The organism is Polaromonas sp. (assembly GCF_029945685.1).
Lineage (GTDB): Bacteria > Pseudomonadota > Gammaproteobacteria > Burkholderiales > Burkholderiaceae_C > Polaromonas.
In genome coordinates, this window is record NZ_JAQSDA010000028.1 from 264,044 (window position 1) to 280,925 (window position 16,882).

Annotated in this window: 13 protein-coding genes; 4 read left to right on the forward strand and 9 right to left on the reverse strand. The window is 65.2% G+C overall.

Annotation, left to right across the window (positions count from 1 at the left end):
* Nucleotides 1-74: 74 nt before the first annotated feature.
* Together PSV26_RS21890 and PSV26_RS21895 are read right to left on the reverse strand one after the other, a co-directional pair.
* Nucleotides 75-1,229 carry an ABC transporter permease gene (locus PSV26_RS21890; protein ID WP_300574118.1) on the reverse strand — a complete coding sequence of 385 codons (1,155 nt, stop codon included), beginning with the start codon at nucleotides 1,227-1,229 and terminating at the stop codon, nucleotides 75-77.
* Nucleotides 1,230-1,449: 220 nt separating this feature from the next.
* Nucleotides 1,450-2,436 (reverse strand): LysR family transcriptional regulator, encoded by a 987-nt coding sequence (locus PSV26_RS21895; protein WP_300574121.1) that lies wholly within the window; start codon nucleotides 2,434-2,436, stop codon nucleotides 1,450-1,452.
* Nucleotides 2,437-2,565: 129 nt separating this feature from the next.
* On the opposite strand from PSV26_RS21895, the gene PSV26_RS21900 reads away from it, so the two are divergent.
* Nucleotides 2,566-4,083 (forward strand): CoA-acylating methylmalonate-semialdehyde dehydrogenase, encoded by a 1,518-nt coding sequence (locus PSV26_RS21900; protein WP_300574321.1) that lies wholly within the window; start codon nucleotides 2,566-2,568, stop codon nucleotides 4,081-4,083.
* A gap of 146 nt (nucleotides 4,084-4,229) precedes the next feature.
* Nucleotides 4,230-5,990, forward strand: coding sequence for a GMC family oxidoreductase N-terminal domain-containing protein (locus tag PSV26_RS21905; RefSeq protein ID WP_300574124.1), 1,761 nt, complete (start codon nucleotides 4,230-4,232; stop codon nucleotides 5,988-5,990).
* Between the two features lie 23 nt (nucleotides 5,991-6,013).
* Here the strand turns inward: PSV26_RS21905 and PSV26_RS21910 are convergent, their stop codons facing one another.
* Both PSV26_RS21910 and PSV26_RS21915 read right to left on the reverse strand, forming a co-directional pair.
* A complete protein-coding gene (locus PSV26_RS21910; protein WP_300574127.1) occupies nucleotides 6,014-6,790 on the reverse strand; it encodes a hypothetical protein in 777 nt (258 codons plus the stop codon).
* A gap of 192 nt (nucleotides 6,791-6,982) precedes the next feature.
* On the reverse strand, nucleotides 6,983-7,510 hold the full coding sequence (locus tag PSV26_RS21915) for a TIGR02281 family clan AA aspartic protease (RefSeq protein WP_300512132.1): 528 nt from the start codon (nucleotides 7,508-7,510) through the stop codon (nucleotides 6,983-6,985).
* Between the two features lie 144 nt (nucleotides 7,511-7,654).
* Between PSV26_RS21915 and PSV26_RS21920 the strand changes: the two genes are divergently transcribed.
* Nucleotides 7,655-9,949, forward strand: a complete 2,295-nt coding sequence (locus tag PSV26_RS21920) for a response regulator (protein ID WP_300574130.1) — start codon at nucleotides 7,655-7,657, stop codon at nucleotides 9,947-9,949.
* 23 nt (nucleotides 9,950-9,972) lie between these two features.
* Here the strand turns inward: PSV26_RS21920 and PSV26_RS21925 are convergent, their stop codons facing one another.
* On the reverse strand, nucleotides 9,973-10,437 hold the full coding sequence (locus PSV26_RS21925; RefSeq protein ID WP_300574330.1) for a hypothetical protein: 465 nt from the start codon (nucleotides 10,435-10,437) through the stop codon (nucleotides 9,973-9,975).
* 14 nt (nucleotides 10,438-10,451) lie between these two features.
* Nucleotides 10,452-11,651 carry an ammonium transporter gene (locus tag PSV26_RS21930; RefSeq protein WP_300574323.1) on the reverse strand — a complete coding sequence of 400 codons (1,200 nt, stop codon included), beginning with the start codon at nucleotides 11,649-11,651 and terminating at the stop codon, nucleotides 10,452-10,454.
* A gap of 645 nt (nucleotides 11,652-12,296) precedes the next feature.
* Here PSV26_RS21930 and PSV26_RS21935 point away from each other — a divergent pair.
* On the forward strand, nucleotides 12,297-13,055 hold the full coding sequence (locus PSV26_RS21935) for a TSUP family transporter (protein ID WP_300512128.1): 759 nt from the start codon (nucleotides 12,297-12,299) through the stop codon (nucleotides 13,053-13,055).
* Nucleotides 13,056-13,068: 13 nt separating this feature from the next.
* On the opposite strand, the gene mrdA is transcribed toward PSV26_RS21935, so the two are convergent.
* The 3 genes from mrdA to mreC all read right to left on the reverse strand — a co-directional run bounded on the left by mrdA (nucleotide 13,069) and on the right by mreC (nucleotide 16,817).
* Nucleotides 13,069-15,126, reverse strand: a complete 2,058-nt coding sequence (mrdA, locus tag PSV26_RS21940) for a penicillin-binding protein 2 (RefSeq protein ID WP_300574132.1) — start codon at nucleotides 15,124-15,126, stop codon at nucleotides 13,069-13,071.
* Nucleotides 15,127-15,381: 255 nt separating this feature from the next.
* Nucleotides 15,382-15,900, reverse strand: coding sequence for a rod shape-determining protein MreD (gene mreD, locus PSV26_RS21945; protein ID WP_300574134.1), 519 nt, complete (start codon nucleotides 15,898-15,900; stop codon nucleotides 15,382-15,384).
* On the reverse strand, nucleotides 15,897-16,817 hold the full coding sequence (gene mreC, locus PSV26_RS21950; RefSeq protein WP_300512124.1) for a rod shape-determining protein MreC: 921 nt from the start codon (nucleotides 16,815-16,817) through the stop codon (nucleotides 15,897-15,899). The genes mreD and mreC overlap by 4 nt, the downstream gene beginning before the upstream one ends.
* Between the last annotated feature and the right edge of the window lie 65 nt (nucleotides 16,818-16,882).

The window sequence follows — 16,882 nt, forward strand, 5'->3', positions numbered from 1 at the left end:
TCGCCGGGCCGCAGGCGCAGCGGCCCCCTCGGGGGGCAGCGAAGTACACGCAGTGACGAGCGTGGGGGCGATATTCATACGCCGATGCTCTTGAACAGCACTGCAAAAAGTGCATCGACCAGGATGACCACCGTGATCGAGGTGACCACGGAGGACGTGGTGCCCTGGCCCAGGCTTTCGGTGTTGGGTTTGACACGCAGGCCAAAGTGGCAGCCGATCAGCGCAATCAGCACACCGAACACCACCGACTTGGCCGTGGCCAGTGTCAGGTTGGCGGCCTCCACCGCCTCGGGCAGGGCATTGATGAAAAAGGATGGCGTCACACCCATGACCAGGTCGGCGGCGAGCATGCCGCCGAGCAGGGCTGCAATCGTGGTCCAGACGCTGATCAGCGGCATCACGATGGCCAGCGCCATGGCGCGCGGCATGACCAGCCGGTAGCTGTGGGCAATGCCCATCACGCGCATGGCATCGAGCTCTTCGGTCACGCGCATCACGCCGATCTGGGCCGTGATCGCCGAACCGGAACGCCCGGCAATCAGGATGGCGGCCAGCACTGGCCCGAGCTCGCGGATCAGCGAAATCCCCAGAATGTTGACGATGAAAGCATCGGCGCCAAACTGGCGCAACTGCTGCGAGATCAGGTAGGCGAGCACCACACCGATCAGGAAGCCGACCAGTGCAGTGATGGGCAGCGCCGTCGCACCGATGTGGTAGAGGTGGCCGGAGAGGTCGCGCCACGGGCCTTCGCGCGGATTCTTGACCAGCTTGATCAGGTTCAGCAGCAGCCGGCCGACCAGGGCCAGCAGGTCCGCGCCGTGATCCACCACCTTCAGAATGCCCTCGCCCAGCGACAGAAAGGATTCCCGCAAACTGGTCACCGGCGGCTCGGGCCGGTCCACACTGAACTGGGCCACGCGGTCGAGCACCGCGCGTTGCGCAGGCAGCACCTCCAGCTTGTCGGGCCATTGCCGGCCCCAGTGGTCCCACAGTACCTGGGCGCCCAGATGGTCAAGTTGCCCGATCTGGCGCAAGTCCCACAGGGCGGTGCTGGCCGAAGCAGCCGCCAGCGTCTTGAGCTGGAGCGTCAGATCCTGCCACGCCGGCTGGGCCGTGAGTTCGGCGGCCGTCCACGGACCCAGCACCACACAACACGCACCGTCGGGCGAGTCCTGCGAGTCAATGTGCGGAGCAGATCCGCTCGCGGCAGCGTCCTCCGGAGATGGCATGGTGTCGATAGGTGCAAACAGCTTGGGATCGATGGACGGAACGGGGCGGCGATCCGGTTTAGCTGCACGACAGCCGCCCGTCTGGTCCATGTTAATCCAGCGATCGGTGCGCCCACCAGGGCATTTGTCCCCAATCGATACCCTGCCCTGTCCTACAGCGCGGGGGGTGAGGCTCGCCTGGCACGGCCCGGAACCGGCGAACAGTCCGCCGGCACGCGATTCATGGGGTGCCCCACACGGCCTCGATCGCCTGCCAGGCACTGGCCACCACCGGCGCCTGGCGCTGCGCGCTCAGGCTGACAAAACTCAGCACGCTTTGCAGGCTGACCTGGTCGGCAATCACCAGGCCCGCGGCGTGCGACTCGCGCATCGCGATCGAGTCGCGCACCAGGCTCAGGCCCACACCGGACTTGACCAGGTCCAGCATGGACGCCTCCTGGTCCACCAGCGCCACCCGGTGCGGCTCGACCCCCAGCGGACCAAACACGCTGGCCAGCAGCCGGTGATGGGCCGAGGCGGGCGGCGTGGCAATCCAGGGCAGGGCGGCCAGCGCCTTCCAGTCCTTGCCGCGCACCTGCGGCCCCCAGCCGGCCGGCGCCAGCACCCGGTAGGTGAAGTGGGTCAGCTGCCGCATGGCAAAACGCGCCGCCCGGTCGGGCCCCTGGCTTGCTCCTGAATGTATAGCTGTCTGCGCTTGTACGGTAAGGGCTGAGGCCTGATTTTCCATAAAATCACCGGCCTCCCCCAGCGGCTGGGCCGGCGTGCCGAGGTAAAAGCCCACATCGAGATCGCCGCGGTCGATCTGCGCCAGCACCTCGCCGCTCATGGCCTGGCGCAGTTCGGTTTCCACCTGGGGCGCGGTTTCCACCAGCACCTTCAGAAAAGCCCCGAGCCGGGTGAACTCGGGGTCGAGGATGGTGCCTATGCGCAGGCGGCCGCGCACCTGGCTGTGCAGGCGGGCCGCGGCGTTTTTGAAGTCGCCCTGCGCGGCCAGCACTTTTTCGGCCAGCGGCAGCAGGGCCGCACCGTCGCGCGTCAGGTTCATGCCCTGCGCGCTGCGCTTGAACAGTGTCAGCCCCGTGGCAGCTTGCAGGCCTTTAATCTGCAGGCTGACGGCCGGCTGTGTCAGGGCCAGCTTGTCGGCAGCGCGCGACAGGCTGCCCTCGCGGGCCACCGCCACAAAAATCCGGAGTGTCTGGATGTCCATTATTAAAAATATTTATAACACTTCTGAGAAATTCAAAGTAGCAAAAGCTTGACCCGTCCGCTAATCTAGTGAGTTAGTCACAGATTAATTACAGGAGACCCACCCATGAATGATATGAGCCGCCCAAATATGAACAGCAGTGTCCAGGCCATAGGCCACGCCATCAACGGACGCCCCGTGCCCGGCAACTCCGGGCGTGCGCAGGACGTCTTCAACCCCGCCACCGGCGCCGTGACCGGCCGCGTGGCGCTGGCCAATGCCGCCGAGGTGGACGCCGCTGTCAGCGCGGCGCAGGCGGCCTTCCCGGCCTGGGCCGATACGCCGCCCATTCGCCGCGCCCGTGTGATGTTCAAGTTCCTCGAACTGCTGAACCAGAACAAGGACAAGCTCGCCCACATGATCACGGCCGAACACGGCAAGGTGTTTACCGATGCCCAGGGCGAGGTCTCGCGCGGCATCGACATCGTCGAGTTCGCCTGCGGCATTCCGCAGCTGCTCAAGGGCGACTTCACCGACCAGGTGAGCACCGGCATCGACAACTGGACCTTGCGCCAGCCGCTCGGTGTGGTCGCCGGCATCACACCCTTCAACTTCCCGGTGATGGTGCCGATGTGGATGTTCCCGGTGGCCATTGCAGCCGGCAACTGCTTCGTCCTCAAGCCCAGCCCGATCGACCCGAGCGCCAGCCTGTACATGGCCGAGCTGCTCAAGCAGGCCGGTCTGCCCGACGGCGTGTTCAACGTCGTGCAGGGCGACAAGGAAGCGGTCGATGCGCTGCTGGTGCACCCCGACGTGAAGGCCGTGTCTTTTGTCGGCTCCACACCGATTGCCAACTACATCTATGAAACCGGCGCGCACCACGGCAAACGTGTGCAGGCGCTGGGCGGCGCGAAGAACCACATGGTGGTGATGCCCGACGCCGACCTGGAGCAGGCGGTGGACGCGCTGATTGGCGCCGGTTACGGCTCGGCCGGCGAGCGCTGCATGGCGATTTCGGTCGCGGTGCTGGTCGGCAATGTCGCTGACAAACTGGTTCCCATGCTGGCCGCACGTGCCAAAACCCTGGTCGTCAAGAACGGGGTCGAGCTCGACGCCGAGATGGGCCCCATCGTCACGGCCGCAGCCCACCAGCGCATCACCGGCTACATAACCACCGGCGTCCAGGAAGGCGCCAAACTGCTGGTCGACGGCCGCGGCTTCACCGGTCAGAGCGCGGGCGCGGGCTGCGACCAGGGCTTCTGGATGGGCGGCACGCTGTTCGACCATGTCACGCCTGAGATGAAGATCTACAAAGAGGAAATCTTCGGCCCGGTGCTCGGCTGCGTGCGTGTCAAGGACCTGGCAGAAGCGGTGGAACTGATCAACGCCCACGAGTTCGGCAACGGGGTGAGCTGCTTCACGCGCGACGGCAACGTGGCGCGCGAATTTTCACGCCGCATCCAGGTCGGCATGGTCGGCATCAACGTGCCCATTCCCGTGCCCATGGCCTGGCACGGCTTTGGCGGCTGGAAGAAAAGCCTGTTCGGCGACATGCATGCCTACGGCGAGGAAGGCGTGCGTTTTTACACCAAGCAGAAGTCCATCATGCAGCGCTGGCCTGAGAGCATTGGCAAGGGCGCGGAATTCGTGATGCCCACGGCAAAGTAAGTACCCCCCCGGAGCGGCCTGCGGCCGCCTCCCCCCTCCGGGGGCGCCACCTGCGGCCCGGCAAAGCCGGTTCCGCGATGGCACTGGCGAAGACCACCGGATTGAACGGCTGTACCCGACACAATAAAAACGACGAGACAAGACGCATGAACGAAAACATCTTTGACTACATCATCGTCGGGGGCGGCACCGCCGGTTGCCTGCTGGCCAACCGCCTGAGCGCCGACGCTTCCAAACGGGTGTTGCTGATCGAGGCCGGCCGCAAGGACGACTACCACTGGATCCACATTCCGGTCGGTTACCTGTACTGCATCGGCAACCCGCGCACCGACTGGCTCTACAACACCGAGCCCGACGCCGGCCTGAACGGCCGCAGCCTGCGTTACCCGCGCGGCAAGACGCTGGGCGGCTGCTCCAGCATCAACGGCATGATCTACATGCGCGGCCAGGCGCGTGACTACGACCGCTGGGCCGAACTCAGCGGCGACGATGCCTGGGCCTGGGACAAGGTGCTGCCGGACTTTCGCAAACACGAGGACCACTACAAACTCGATGCACCCCAAGGCAAGGCACAAGCCGAGGTCAACGAGAACTTCCGGCGCCTGCATGGCCACAAAAGCCAGCACGCCGCCAGCGAAGGCCTGGCGCGCAAGATGGGCGGCGAGTGGCGGGTTGAAAAGCAGCGCCTGCGCTGGGACATCCTCGACGCGTTTGCCGCGGCGGCGCAGCAGGCGGGCATTCCGGCCACCGACGACTTCAACGGCGGCAACAACGAAGGCGTCGGTTATTTCGAGGTCAACCAGAAAAGCGGCTGGCGCTGGAACACCGCCAAGGCATTTTTGCGCCCGACCTGTTTTGCACGCCCCAACTTCGAGATGTGGACCGGCGCGCAGGTCTGCAAACTCGTCATCGAACGCCAGGACGACGGCAGCCAGCGCTGCACCGGCGTCGAGGTCTGGACCGGCCACGAACGCGTCCAGGCCTTTGCCACGCGCGACTCCGGCAAGGCGCAGGGCAAGATGGGCGAGGTCATCCTGAGCGCCGGCAGCATAGGCTCGCCGCAGATCCTGCAGCTCTCGGGCATCGGCCCGGCGGCGCTGCTGCAACAGCACGGCATCCCGGTGCTGGTGGACCTGCCCGGCGTGGGCGCCAACCTGCAGGACCACCTGCAGATCCGCTCGGTCTACAAGGTCAACAACATTGCCGGCAGCAAGGCAAAAAACTTCACGCTCAACACCCTGGCCAGCTCGCTGTGGGGCAAGGCCAGAATCGGCCTCGAATACGCACTCAGGCAGACCGGCCCGATGAGCATGGCGCCGTCGCAGCTCGGCGCCTTCACGCGCAGCTCGCCGGACCAGCCCTGGCCCAACATCGAGTACCACGTGCAGCCGCTGTCGCTCGACGCATTCGGCGAGCCCTTGCACAACTTCAATGCCTTCACCGCCAGCGTCTGCAACCTCAACCCCACCAGCCGCGGCTCGGTCCGCATCAAGAGCGGCAACTTTGAAGACGCACCCGCCATCGCACCCAACTACCTCAGCACCGCCGAGGACCGGAAGGTGGCGGCCGACTCCCTGCGTGTCACGCGCCGCATCGTGAGCCAGAGCGCCCTGGCCGGCTACCAGCCCGAAGAGTTCCGCCCCGGCGTGCAGTTCCAGAGCGATGACGACCTGGCGCGGCTGGCCGGCGACATTGCCACCACCATCTTCCACCCGGTGGGCACCACCAAAATGGGCAGGGCGGACGACCCGCTGGCCGTCGTCGACGCCCACCTGCGGGTGCGCGGGGTGACGGGGCTGCGGGTGGTCGATGCCGGCGTGATGCCGCTGATCACCAGCGGCAACACCAATTCACCCACCTTGATGATTGCGGAAAAAGCCGCGCAGTGGATACGGGACGGGGTGTAAGGCGAAGCCACCCTGCTGCCTTGCTATTGCCCAATCAGCGCGGCGATGGTCACGCCATCACCTCTCTGGTTGCTGGCGCGCAGCTCGTCAGCGCAGGAGATCCAGCTCTTGATCTGCGCGACCCAGCGATCCGCCTCGTCCTCGGCCGGCGGCGCCTTCGCCTTCATGGCCAGCGCCACGGGTTCAGGTCCGCAGCGCGCCTGCGCCGCATCAATGAAGCCAAGCCGGTAAGACACAGCGATGAGCAGTTGCTGCTCCGCCAGCCAGCGCGGGCTGATGACAAACAGATCTGCCGGCGCGGTGGCGTTCATCTTGTCGAGGATGGCGCGCGGTGTGCCCAGACCCGACATGTAGTTTTCAACCGTGCGCGCGATCTGGCTGACATACGCCGATTGCTGGTCAATGCTCCCTTCCTTCACCTGGACATGGATGCGATGCACGCCCAGGGTGGCACCTGTGGACACATGGCGGGTAACGCCGCCCATCCACAAAATGAAACAGGCGCTGTAGCAGCGCGCGCCACTGGCGACATGGGTGGCGGCGTAACTCTTGTCAAGCAGGTGGGCGATCTTGATGGCCTCGACCACGTCACCGCCCGATGAATCCAGATAGACCATGCGCGCAAAGCGCCCGTAGTTGTCGGGATGCCGGACGAACGCGATGATCCTGGCGTAGTCGCCTTTTTCGATCGTCCCCTGGATCAACACACCACGCTGATAGGCAGAGATATCGGCAGCAACGGCCGGAAGGCATGCACAGGCAAACGCGCTGATCAAAAAGGTGACGATGGCTCGCATCATGGGGGTCTCCTGCCGTCAGCCGGAAGAGCTGAACAGGTGTCATCTTAGGACGACGCGGCGCCTGTGTCAGTCATCAATTACCAGGGTGGCAGTAACTTATTTACCGTCCTTTTTCCCCACCTGGCGACCGGCGAGAGAACCTATGTCTTGACCGTCGGCTGGCTCATGCGAAAAGTGAAGACCAAGGACTCCTTATTTGCTGCGCAGCACCATGTTGTCCCCGGACAGCACGATTTCGAATCGGGACAGAAAGCTCTGCCCCAGCAGGGCCATGGCGGGATCGGGCCCCACCAGCCCCACGCCGACCCGTGTACCCGAAACGCTGGCCGGACCGACCGACACCGTGACACCCTTGACGATCCGGCCCTCCAACTCGCCGCTGGCGGTCCGGAAGGTGGTCGCCTCGCCCGCCGCCAAGCCAGCGGTCCGCGCGAACTCCTGGCTGACCACCACCAGCGAAGCGCCGGTATCCACCAGAAAAGTGACAGGCCGGCCATGAACCTGTCCCTGAGCGTAAAAGTGGCCGTCCCGGGCACGCGGAATCACCAGTTCCCCGGTCACTGCCACCGTCAGTGCAGGCGGCTTCAACACCTGGCGCATCACAGCGTACAGGGCAGCCATGACCAGCAGCCAGAAAAGCAGGATCAGCAGCGGCCCCCACCGAAGGCCTGCATTGGCCGGGTGGGCCTTTTTCGTGCTGCTGCTGTCCGGATGAGTCATGGGTGGTTGGCCTGGCTGGTGCTTGCCTGTGCGAAAGGACTCAGGACGCCGTGCATCCTGGGGGCATGATACGTTGGGGGCAACCCAGGTCGGCGCCACCCCGATAATGAACCTGCCCCCTCCAACTCCAAAGCCTTGATGCCGATGACCAGCCTCGCCCTTTACATGCAGACCCAGCGCGCGCTGTATGCGGACGGGTTGCCGGAAAAGATCCGTGCGCTGGAGGCGGCGCTGCACCAGCTTGACGGCGGCACCGCCGGACCCAGCGGCCAGGCGGCTGTGCTTTTCGTGCTGGCGCAAGCCCACAAGCTCGCGGGCTCTGGCGGAACTTTTGGTTTTCCTGCCGTCAGCGAAGCCGCGGCAAGGATGGAAAGAATTCTCTCGGAAAACGCCGGTGTCCCGGGTTTTCCGGACGGCGACGATCGTCTCATGCTGCAAGCCAGTCTGGAGGCACTCAAAGCCGCCGCGACCAAGGACGGGTCAGGCGCCGACGCTCCAGCCTCCGCCCCCACGGCCAGCAGTGAAGCAGCCGTGCGACAGCCCGCCGGGCCGGCACGGCTGCTTCACATCATCGATCCTGACGGGGTGGCAGCCAGCCAGCTTGCTGATCAGCTTGGCCATGGCGGCTACCAGATCCGCGTGTTCTCCCGGCCTGCTGAGGCCAACCAGGCGGCGCTGCAGGAAGCGCCGGCGGCCATTCTTGCCGACATCGCGTTTTCTGCAGACCCTCTGGTGGCGCGGCAGGGGCTGGCCGCGCCCGGCCCGACCACAGAGGGCAGAGCGCCCCTGCTTCTCATGGGCGCCGGCACGGACTTCCCGACCCGCCTGGCCGCCGTGCGGGCCGGGGCAGCCGGTTACTTCCCGCGCCCACTGGATGTGCGGGCCATCATCGCCCTGCTGGACCTGCTCACCTCTGCGGAGCCGACGCAGCCCTACCGGGTACTGATCATCGAGGACGACGAAGCGCTGGCGGGTTTTTATGCCGGCGTGTTGCAGGCAGCAGGCATGCAGACCTGTATCGTCACCGAGCCCCCCCAGGTCATGGCGCCGCTGGTGGATTTCCGGCCCGACGTGATCACCTGCGACATCCACATGCCGCAATGCAACGGGATCGAACTGGCCACCCTGATCCGGCAGCAACCCGAGTTCGTCCGGGTACCCATCATCTTTCTGTCTACCGAAACCAGCCTGGACAAGCAGGCCCAGGCGCTGCGGCAAGGCGGCGATGACTTCATCACCAAGCCGGTTTCCCCAGAAACGCTGGTCTCCGCGGCGCAGAGCCGGGCACGTCGCCACCGCAGCCTGCTGGCAGCGGAGGACACCCTGCGCATCAGCGAGGAGCGCTTCCGGCTGGTGGTGGAAACCAGCCTGGACGGCTTTCTGCAGAGCCTGCCGGACGGCACGGTGGTCGCGGCCAACCAGGCCGCCTGCACCATGTTCAGGATGAGCGAACAGCAAATCAGGGCAGCGGGCATCGCCGGTCTCGTGGACGCGACGGATCCAGCCATGGCCGGGCTGATGACGCAGATCAGCCGTTCGGCCAGGTTCCGCGGCGAACTCACCTGCGTACGCGGGGACGGCACCCGCTTTCCGGCCGAAGCTTCTTCGTCGCAGCACGTGAACAGCGAGGGCGACGTGCAAGGCAGCGTGATCCTGCGCGACATCACCGAGCGCAAGCTGGCCGAGCAGCAGATCCTGCAGCTCAACGCGGAGCTGGAAACCCGCGTGGAAAAACGCACCGCAGAGCTCACGGCAGCCACCCTGGAGCTGCAGGCTTTCTCGCAGGCGCTGGCCCATGACCTGCGCCAGCCCTACATTGCCATCAACGGCATGACCCGCCTGCTGGAAAAGGAAATGGCAGCCGGCATCAGTGAGCGCGGCAGGCACTACCTCCAGCGCATCCGTGCCGGGGTCAGCCAGATGAACGAACGGACCGACAGCCTGCTGGCGCTGGCGCAGCTGTCGCGCACGCAGTCACGCCGCGAGCAGGTGGACCTGGGCGCCATGGCCGGCGCGATTCTGAAATCGCTCCAGCAACAGCACCCGGAGCGCCTTGTAGCCAGCCGGGTCCAGACGCTGCCGGCGGTGCAGGCCGACGCCGGGCTGGTACTTCACTTGCTGAACACCCTGTTGGGCAATGCCTGGAAATTCACCTCGCGGCAGGCGCACGCCGAGATCACCGTGGGCAGCGAGCCAGACACCGACGGCGAGATCATCTTTTTCGTGAGGGACAACGGCGTCGGCTTTGACATGGCCTATGCCGACAAGTTATTCACGGCTTTCCAGCGCCTGCACTCGCCGAGTGAATTTGCCGGTGCCGGCATCGGCCTGGCGACTGCCCGCAGCATCGTCACGCGCCACGGCGGACGCATCTGGGCCACATCGGCACCCGGTCAGGGCGCATGCTTTTATTTCACGCTGGCGCCGGCATCACGCTGAAGTGACTCGCGGCTGGCGCGCGCTCAGCGCAGTCCCTTCACATAACGAGGGGCGTCCGGATCGCGCGGCTTTCGCTCGCGGTGTTTCTCACTTTCGCCAAACAAGGTGCCAAACGTCGACTCGATGAAACCCGACTCGGGGTAGACATCTTCCTCGGTGTTGACCGAACGGGCACCCTGCTGGTCCGGCACCTGCGCAGCGGCCGTCGGTGACGCCGCGCCGCGCTCCCTGACCGCATCGGCCATCATCCTGACCAGCGGCACGCGGTGTCTGGCCTCCGGAGAGGTCATGATTTCTTCCAGGCGGTCGGCCCAGACACCAAGATCGAGGTGACCTTCTTCGGCTGCCTTCTCGCGCGAGAAACGGACAATTTCGGCGGCATATTCGGCGTTGGTCGCCATCCACTCGGTGTCGGTCACGCGCCCGGTCTTTCTGCGCAGCAACACATGCAGGTGGGCAGCAATCGCTATTTTTTCGCTGGAGGGCATGCCAGGGCCCTCCATCAGGTGCCGATCCGCTCGGCGTGCTGGGCGATGTCCAGGCCGTCGGATTCCGAACTGTCGCTGACCCGCAGGCTGAACACCTGCGAAGTGACCCAGAGCACCACGGCCGTCATGAGCAGGCTGTAAACCAGCACGGCGCCCACACCGATGGCCTGGGTCAGCACGCTGCCTTCAACGCCCGAGATGGTCTTGCTGGCAAACACGCCGGTCAGCAGCGAGCCGACGATGCCGCCCACGCCGTGTACGCCGAACACATCGAGGGAGTCGTCGGCATTGAGCAGGCGTTTCAGACCGGTGGCGCCCCAGTAACAGGCGACGCCGGCAATCAGCCCGATGGCCAGCGCCGCACGCGGCGAGACAAAGCCGGCCGCCGGCGTGATGGCGACCAGCCCGGCCACCAGCCCCGAACACAGGCCGAGCAAGGTGGGCCGCTTGCGAACCATCCACTCGGCGGCCATCCATGACAGGGCGCCGGCGGCGGCGGCGATGTGCGTTACCGCCATCGCCAGGCCGGCCCGGCCGTCGGAGGCCACGGCGGAACCGGCATTGAAGCCGAACCAGCCCACCCAGAGCATGCCGGCACCAGCCATGGTGAGCCCTAGGTTGAAGGGCGTGAAGGCCTCGCGACCGTAGCCGCGGCGCGGCCCGAGCACGTAGGCACAGACCAGCCCCGCCACACCGGCATTGATGTGGACCACGGAACCACCCGCAAAATCGAGGGCCCCAAGTTGCGCCAGCCAGCCATTGGGCTCCCAGACCCAGTGCGCAATGGGTGCATAAACGACCACGGTCCAGAGGCAGATGAAACACAGCATGGCTGAAAAACGCATGCGCTCCACAAACGCACCGACCACCAGCGCCGCGGTGATGATGGCAAAGGTCAGCTGGAACATCGCATAGACCGACTCGGGGATATTCGGCGCGATATGGCTGACCGCGACTTTCTGCGCGTCCTTGACGTAATCCAGCCCGGCAAACCAGAGCCGCTCGCCACCCCCCATGTAGGGACCCAGCGCGCCGCTGCCCGGCGTGAAGGCCAGGGAGTAGCCGACGGCAAACCACAGCAGGCTGACGACAGCGCAAATGGCCACCACGCAGGCCATGGTGTTGAGCACGTTCTTCTTGCGCACCATGCCGCCGTAAAACAGGGCAATACCCGGCAAGGTCATCAGAAGCACCAGGGCCGTCGAGGTCATCATCCAGGCGGTGTCGGCGCCGCTGAGTGTGTCGGCGGCCACCAGACCCGGGCGGGTCAGGGGGGCCGGGATCGGGGCGGGGGCTGGGGCTGCGGTTGTAGCAGGCGGCACGGCCGCCACGGGCGCCACCCGCTCAGCAGGCGCGCTGGCAAGCGGCGCGGCGGGCGCCGTCTCTGCGGGCGCCGGTGTCTGCGCTCCGGCGAGCATGGCGGCCAACAGCAGCCCGATCCCCCAACCCAATGTGACTAACCTCTTGTGGTGCATGGTGATTTCCGATGTGTGCCAAATGGAGCGAACATCTCGTAACAGGCATAAGTCGTGCCATGCTTGCTGCGCTCGTTTTTTGACACCTCCCCGGCGGCTGGGCGGGACGACAGCCCCCCCGGTACGGGGAAGGGAAAGTCCCGATGCACTAAGTGGGTGCGCACAATACAGTAAGCGATCTGCATACGAGCCAAGCTGCTCGCAGAGGGCCGAGGAGACAAACTCGCACAAGCACAACAGACAACAAAATTGGCATCCAGAGAGATGTTTTTTACCAGGCGCCGGTCAACCCGGCGCTTTTTTTTGCCTGGCCCCTCCGATGCTTCTGTGGACGGGGCCGGGCCTCAAGCCTGTCACCGCCGGACCCAATGAGACAATTCGCCGATGGAATTACTGATCGTGTCATTGGCCTCGCTGCTGGCGGGTTTTGTGGACTCCATCGTCGGTGGCGGCGGGCTGATTCTGGTGCCCGCCCTGTTCGCCGTGTTTCCCACCACCCACCCGGCGACGCTGTTTGGCGTGAACAAGGGCGCATCGGTCTGGGGCACGGCGGTGGCTACCGTGCAATACGCCCGGCGCGTGGACATGCGCTGGGCCGCCCTGCTGCCGGCCGCGCTGGCCGGTTTTGGCGGCTCGTTTGCGGGCGCCTGGCTGGTCACCGTGATTTCCCCGGGCTTTCTGCGCAAGGTCCTGCCGTTTGTGCTGCTGGCCGTGCTCTTGTACACCCTGGTCCGCAAGGACCTGGGGCGCACCCACGCACCACGGTTTTCCGGTCGCGCTGAAACCTGGGCGGCCTGCACCATCGGTATCCTGCTGGGTTTTTACGACGGATTTTTCGGCCCGGGCACCGGCAGCTTTTTTGTCTTCCTGTTTGTGCGCTGGCTGGGTTACGACTTTCTGACCGCTTCGGCCTCCGCCAAGCTGCTCAACACGGCCACCAACCTGGCCGCCCTGCTGCTGTTTGCGTACAAGGGCCATGTCTGGTGGCATTTCGCGCTGACCATGGCCTTGGCCAACGTGGTGGGCAGCCTGCTGGGCACGCGCCTGGCGCTCAAGCATGGTGCGGGTTTTGTACGCGTGGTGTTTATCGTGGTGGTCAGCGCACTGATCCTGAAAACCGGGTTTGACGCTTTCCTCAAATAGCGTCGAAAAGACCCTAGTCTGCCTCTGGCGGAGGGGGGGTCAGCTTGCCAATGGCCTCGGTGATGACCGCAGCACGGGCGGCGTTGGCCGCAGTCACGGCCCTGGTTTGCGGCGCCAGGCCGTTTGCACCGCCGGTCAGTAATCCTGTCATCTCAGCGGCCAGACGCGGCTTGCCGATGGGTGCCGCAGCCAGTCCCTTTTGCACGGCAGCCATGTCCACCTCACTGGGGTACTGGCCGAGCAGTACGTAGTCAAACACGCGCCGGGCAATGGGCGCCGCATGGGCCGCGCCGAAGCCCGCGTTTTCCACCACCACCGCCAGCGCAATTTTCGGATGGTCTGCCGGCGCAAAAGCCATGTACAGGGCATGGTCCCTCTGGTGCTCTTCGAGTTTGCGGGCGTCGTATTTGTCCTTCTGGCCGACACCCACCGCCTGGGCTGTGCCGGTCTTGCCGCCGCTGAGGTAGCCGGCACCCGCAAACACCCGGGTCGACGTGCCCTCCTGCGTGACACCGACCAGTGCCTTGCGGATCACCGCCACGTTTTCCGGCTTGTAGCCCAAGTTCTGCGGAGGTTGCGGGGCAATGGGTTCGATGGCCCGCGTCATCGGATTTTGCGTGGCGATCACCAACTGCGGTTTATGGCGGACCCCGTTGTTCGCCAGCGTCGCAGTGGCCTGCGCGAGCTGCAGCATGGTGAATGCGTTGTAGCCCTGGCCGATGCCCAGTGAAATGGTTTCTCCGGGATACCATTTCTGCTGGTCCGCCCGCTTGTAGGTCTTGCGCTTCCACTCCTGGCTGGGCAGTACGCCGCGCACTTCACCGTTGATGTCGATGCCGGTGATCTGCCCGAAGCCGAGCGGCTTCATGAAGTCATGCATGGCGTCGACACCCAGGTCATTGGCCAGCGAGTAGTAGTAGACATTGCTCGACTTAACAATGCTCTGGTACATGTCCACCGGGCCCAGCCCGGCGCCATGGCTGCGGAACTGGTGGCCGCCAAACATCCAGGAACCGGTGTCGTTGGTGATGCTGCCGGGCTGCCGCTTGCCGGACTCCAGCGCCGCCAGCGCCATGAATGGCTTGTAGGTGGAGCCCGGCGGGTAGGTTCCGCGCAGTGCCCGGTTCAGCAGCGGCTTGTCGATCGACTCGTTGAGCGCCTGCCAGCTTTCACTGTCGATGCCGTCGACAAACAGGTTGGGATCAAACGTCGGTTTGCTGACGAAGGCCAGCACCTCCCCGGTGGTCGGGTCCAGGGCCACCAGCGCACCGCGCCGGTCGCCAAACAGGTCTTCCACCAGCTTCTGCAGCTTGATGTCGATGGACAGCATCACCGTGTCGCCCGGCACCGCCGCCGTGCTGGCGAGCTTGCGCACCGCGCGGCCACCCGCCGAGGTTTCCACCTGCTCGACGCCGGTGTTGCCATGCAACTGGGCTTCAAAGCTCTGCTCAACGCCGAGCTTGCCGATGTAGTCGGTACCCCGGTAATTGCCTTCCTCGTCGCTCTCCTCGATCCGTTCCTTCTCGGCACGGTTGATGCGCCCGATGTAGCCCACCACGTGGCTGGCCAGCTCGCCGTTCGGGTAGCTGCGAAACAGCCGTGCCTTGATGTCGACGCCGGGAAAGCGAAAACGCTGGGCCGCAAAACGGGCGACCTCTTCATCCGTCAGCCGCGTGCGGATTGGCAACGACTCGAAATTGCGGGATTCCTCGCGCAACTTCTTGAAGCGGCGCTTGTCGCGCGGGTGAATCTCCACCAGACGCCCCAGCGCCTCAATGGTTTCCTCCAGATCGGCCACCCTGGAAGGCGTGATCTCGAGCGTGTACGCCGAATAGTTGGTGGCCAGCACAATTCCGTTGCGGTCAAGGATCAGGCCGCGGTTGGGCACGATGGGAACGACGGCGGTTCGGTTGCTCTCGGCCTGCTCGTTGAGGTCATCGTGCCGCACCACCTGCAAAAAGACCAGGCGGGCAGCCAGCAGCATGAAAGCGAACAGAATCACCAGCCCGGCCACCAGCACCCTCGCACGGAAACGTGAAAGGTCTGCCTCGACGTTTCTGAGTTCAGTCATGGCCAGTAGGACTCAGGGCTGGCGGAAAAAGTGCCCCCATTTGCAAAGCACTCCGTCTGCAATCCGCCTCCCCGTTCAAGCGGGGGCCGCGGAACCGGCTTCGCCGGGCCGCAGGCGCAGCGGCCCCCGAGGGGCTGGAACCTACGGCTCCAAAGCTGCCTGCGCAGCTTTGGACAGGCGACAGAGGCGAAGCGTCCCGCGAGCCGCGGCCTGCAAGGCCTCGGGAGTTACAAGCAGTGAACGACCGTGGGGGCTTCACAAGGGCCGGTTCTGATCGGGATCCGGTGCCCGGCGCTGAGGCGCCAGCAGCATCACGCTGATCACCGGCCACAGCAGGGACTCGGCCAGCGGCGCCAGCAACAGCAACCAGCCCGGGAAAACACCGCCGCTGATCATGCGGATGATGATTTCCGCGCCGTGCGCCAGGGCGAACAGCGGCAGAATCTGCAGCGCCTGGGAGGGCACGGTGAACCACAGCAGCCGGCGGTGGATCATGGTGGCGAAAAAACTCAGGGCCGTGTAGGCCAGCGCATGCTGGCCGAGCAGGGCCGACTGGTGCACATCCATGCCCAGCCCGAACATGAAAGCCAGGCCGATCCCCACACGCTGCGGCTGGTGAATATTCCAGAACACCAGCACCAGCGCCAGGAAATCCGGCATCCAGGGCACCCGCCCGAGAGGAAGCATGTCCAGCAACAGGGCCGCTATCAGGCTGGTCCAGATGAACACCGGGTTGGCGGGCAGCAGCAGTTGCTGACCGGAGGGCATGATCATTTGCCGGCTCCTTTTCTGGCGGGTACGGGCGCGGGTTCTGTGGCGGCAAAAGGCAGTGTTTCCCCCGACACGGGCTTGACCACCATCACATGGAAAGCGGCATTGACCTGGGCCAGCGGAGTACAGGAGATCCGGGCAAACGCCGATTCGGCACGGCGCTCTATCCGGTCGATTCTGGCCACCGGCAGCCCCGGGGGATAAACACCGTCGACTCCGCTGGTCGTCAACAGATCGCCCTGCTGCACATCGGAATTGCTGCCCATGAATCGCAGCTCCAGCCCGCCGCCATGGCTGGTCGGCTCGCCGAAGGCCACGCTGCGCGCGCCGGTCCGGGTGTTGAGCACGGGAATGGCCAGGTCGCGGTCAATCACCAGAGTGACCTCGCTGACCAGTGGATGGACGCGGGTCACCTGGCCCAGCACACCAGACTCGTCCAACACCGGCGAACCGAGGGCCACGCCCTGGAGCATGCCCTTGTCGATGATGACCTTGCGGGTGTAGGGGTCGGGTGCGTCGTAAAGCACCTGCGCAGCCTGACCGGTGAGGGCCGCCTGTTCGCGCAGATCGAGCAACTTTCGCAGGCGCGAGTTTTCGAGGGCCAGCTGCTCGACCTGGCTGGCGCGCAGCGACTGCGTCGCCAGTTTCTGGCGGGCCGCCTCCTCGCTGGCACGGGCCTGGCTCAGGGCAGTGAAATAACCGCCGCCGTACTGCGCCGCCCGAACCGGTTGCAGGGCCAGCCACTGCACAGGGTAAAGCACCGTCGCCACCGCCGCGCGGACAGGCTGGGTGATCTTGAAACGCAGGTCGGCCACCATCAGGAACAGGGCCAATGCGCTGAAAAACATCAGCTTGGACAAGGCCGAAGGCCCCTGTTTGAAAAACGGGGGCGGCGTGCGGTCCAGGGTTCCTAAAGGCATGGCAGGCTGTCAAACGGGCCACAGGGCCGGACCTGGCGCAAAGCAGTGCAGGCCGTCACGCGCAC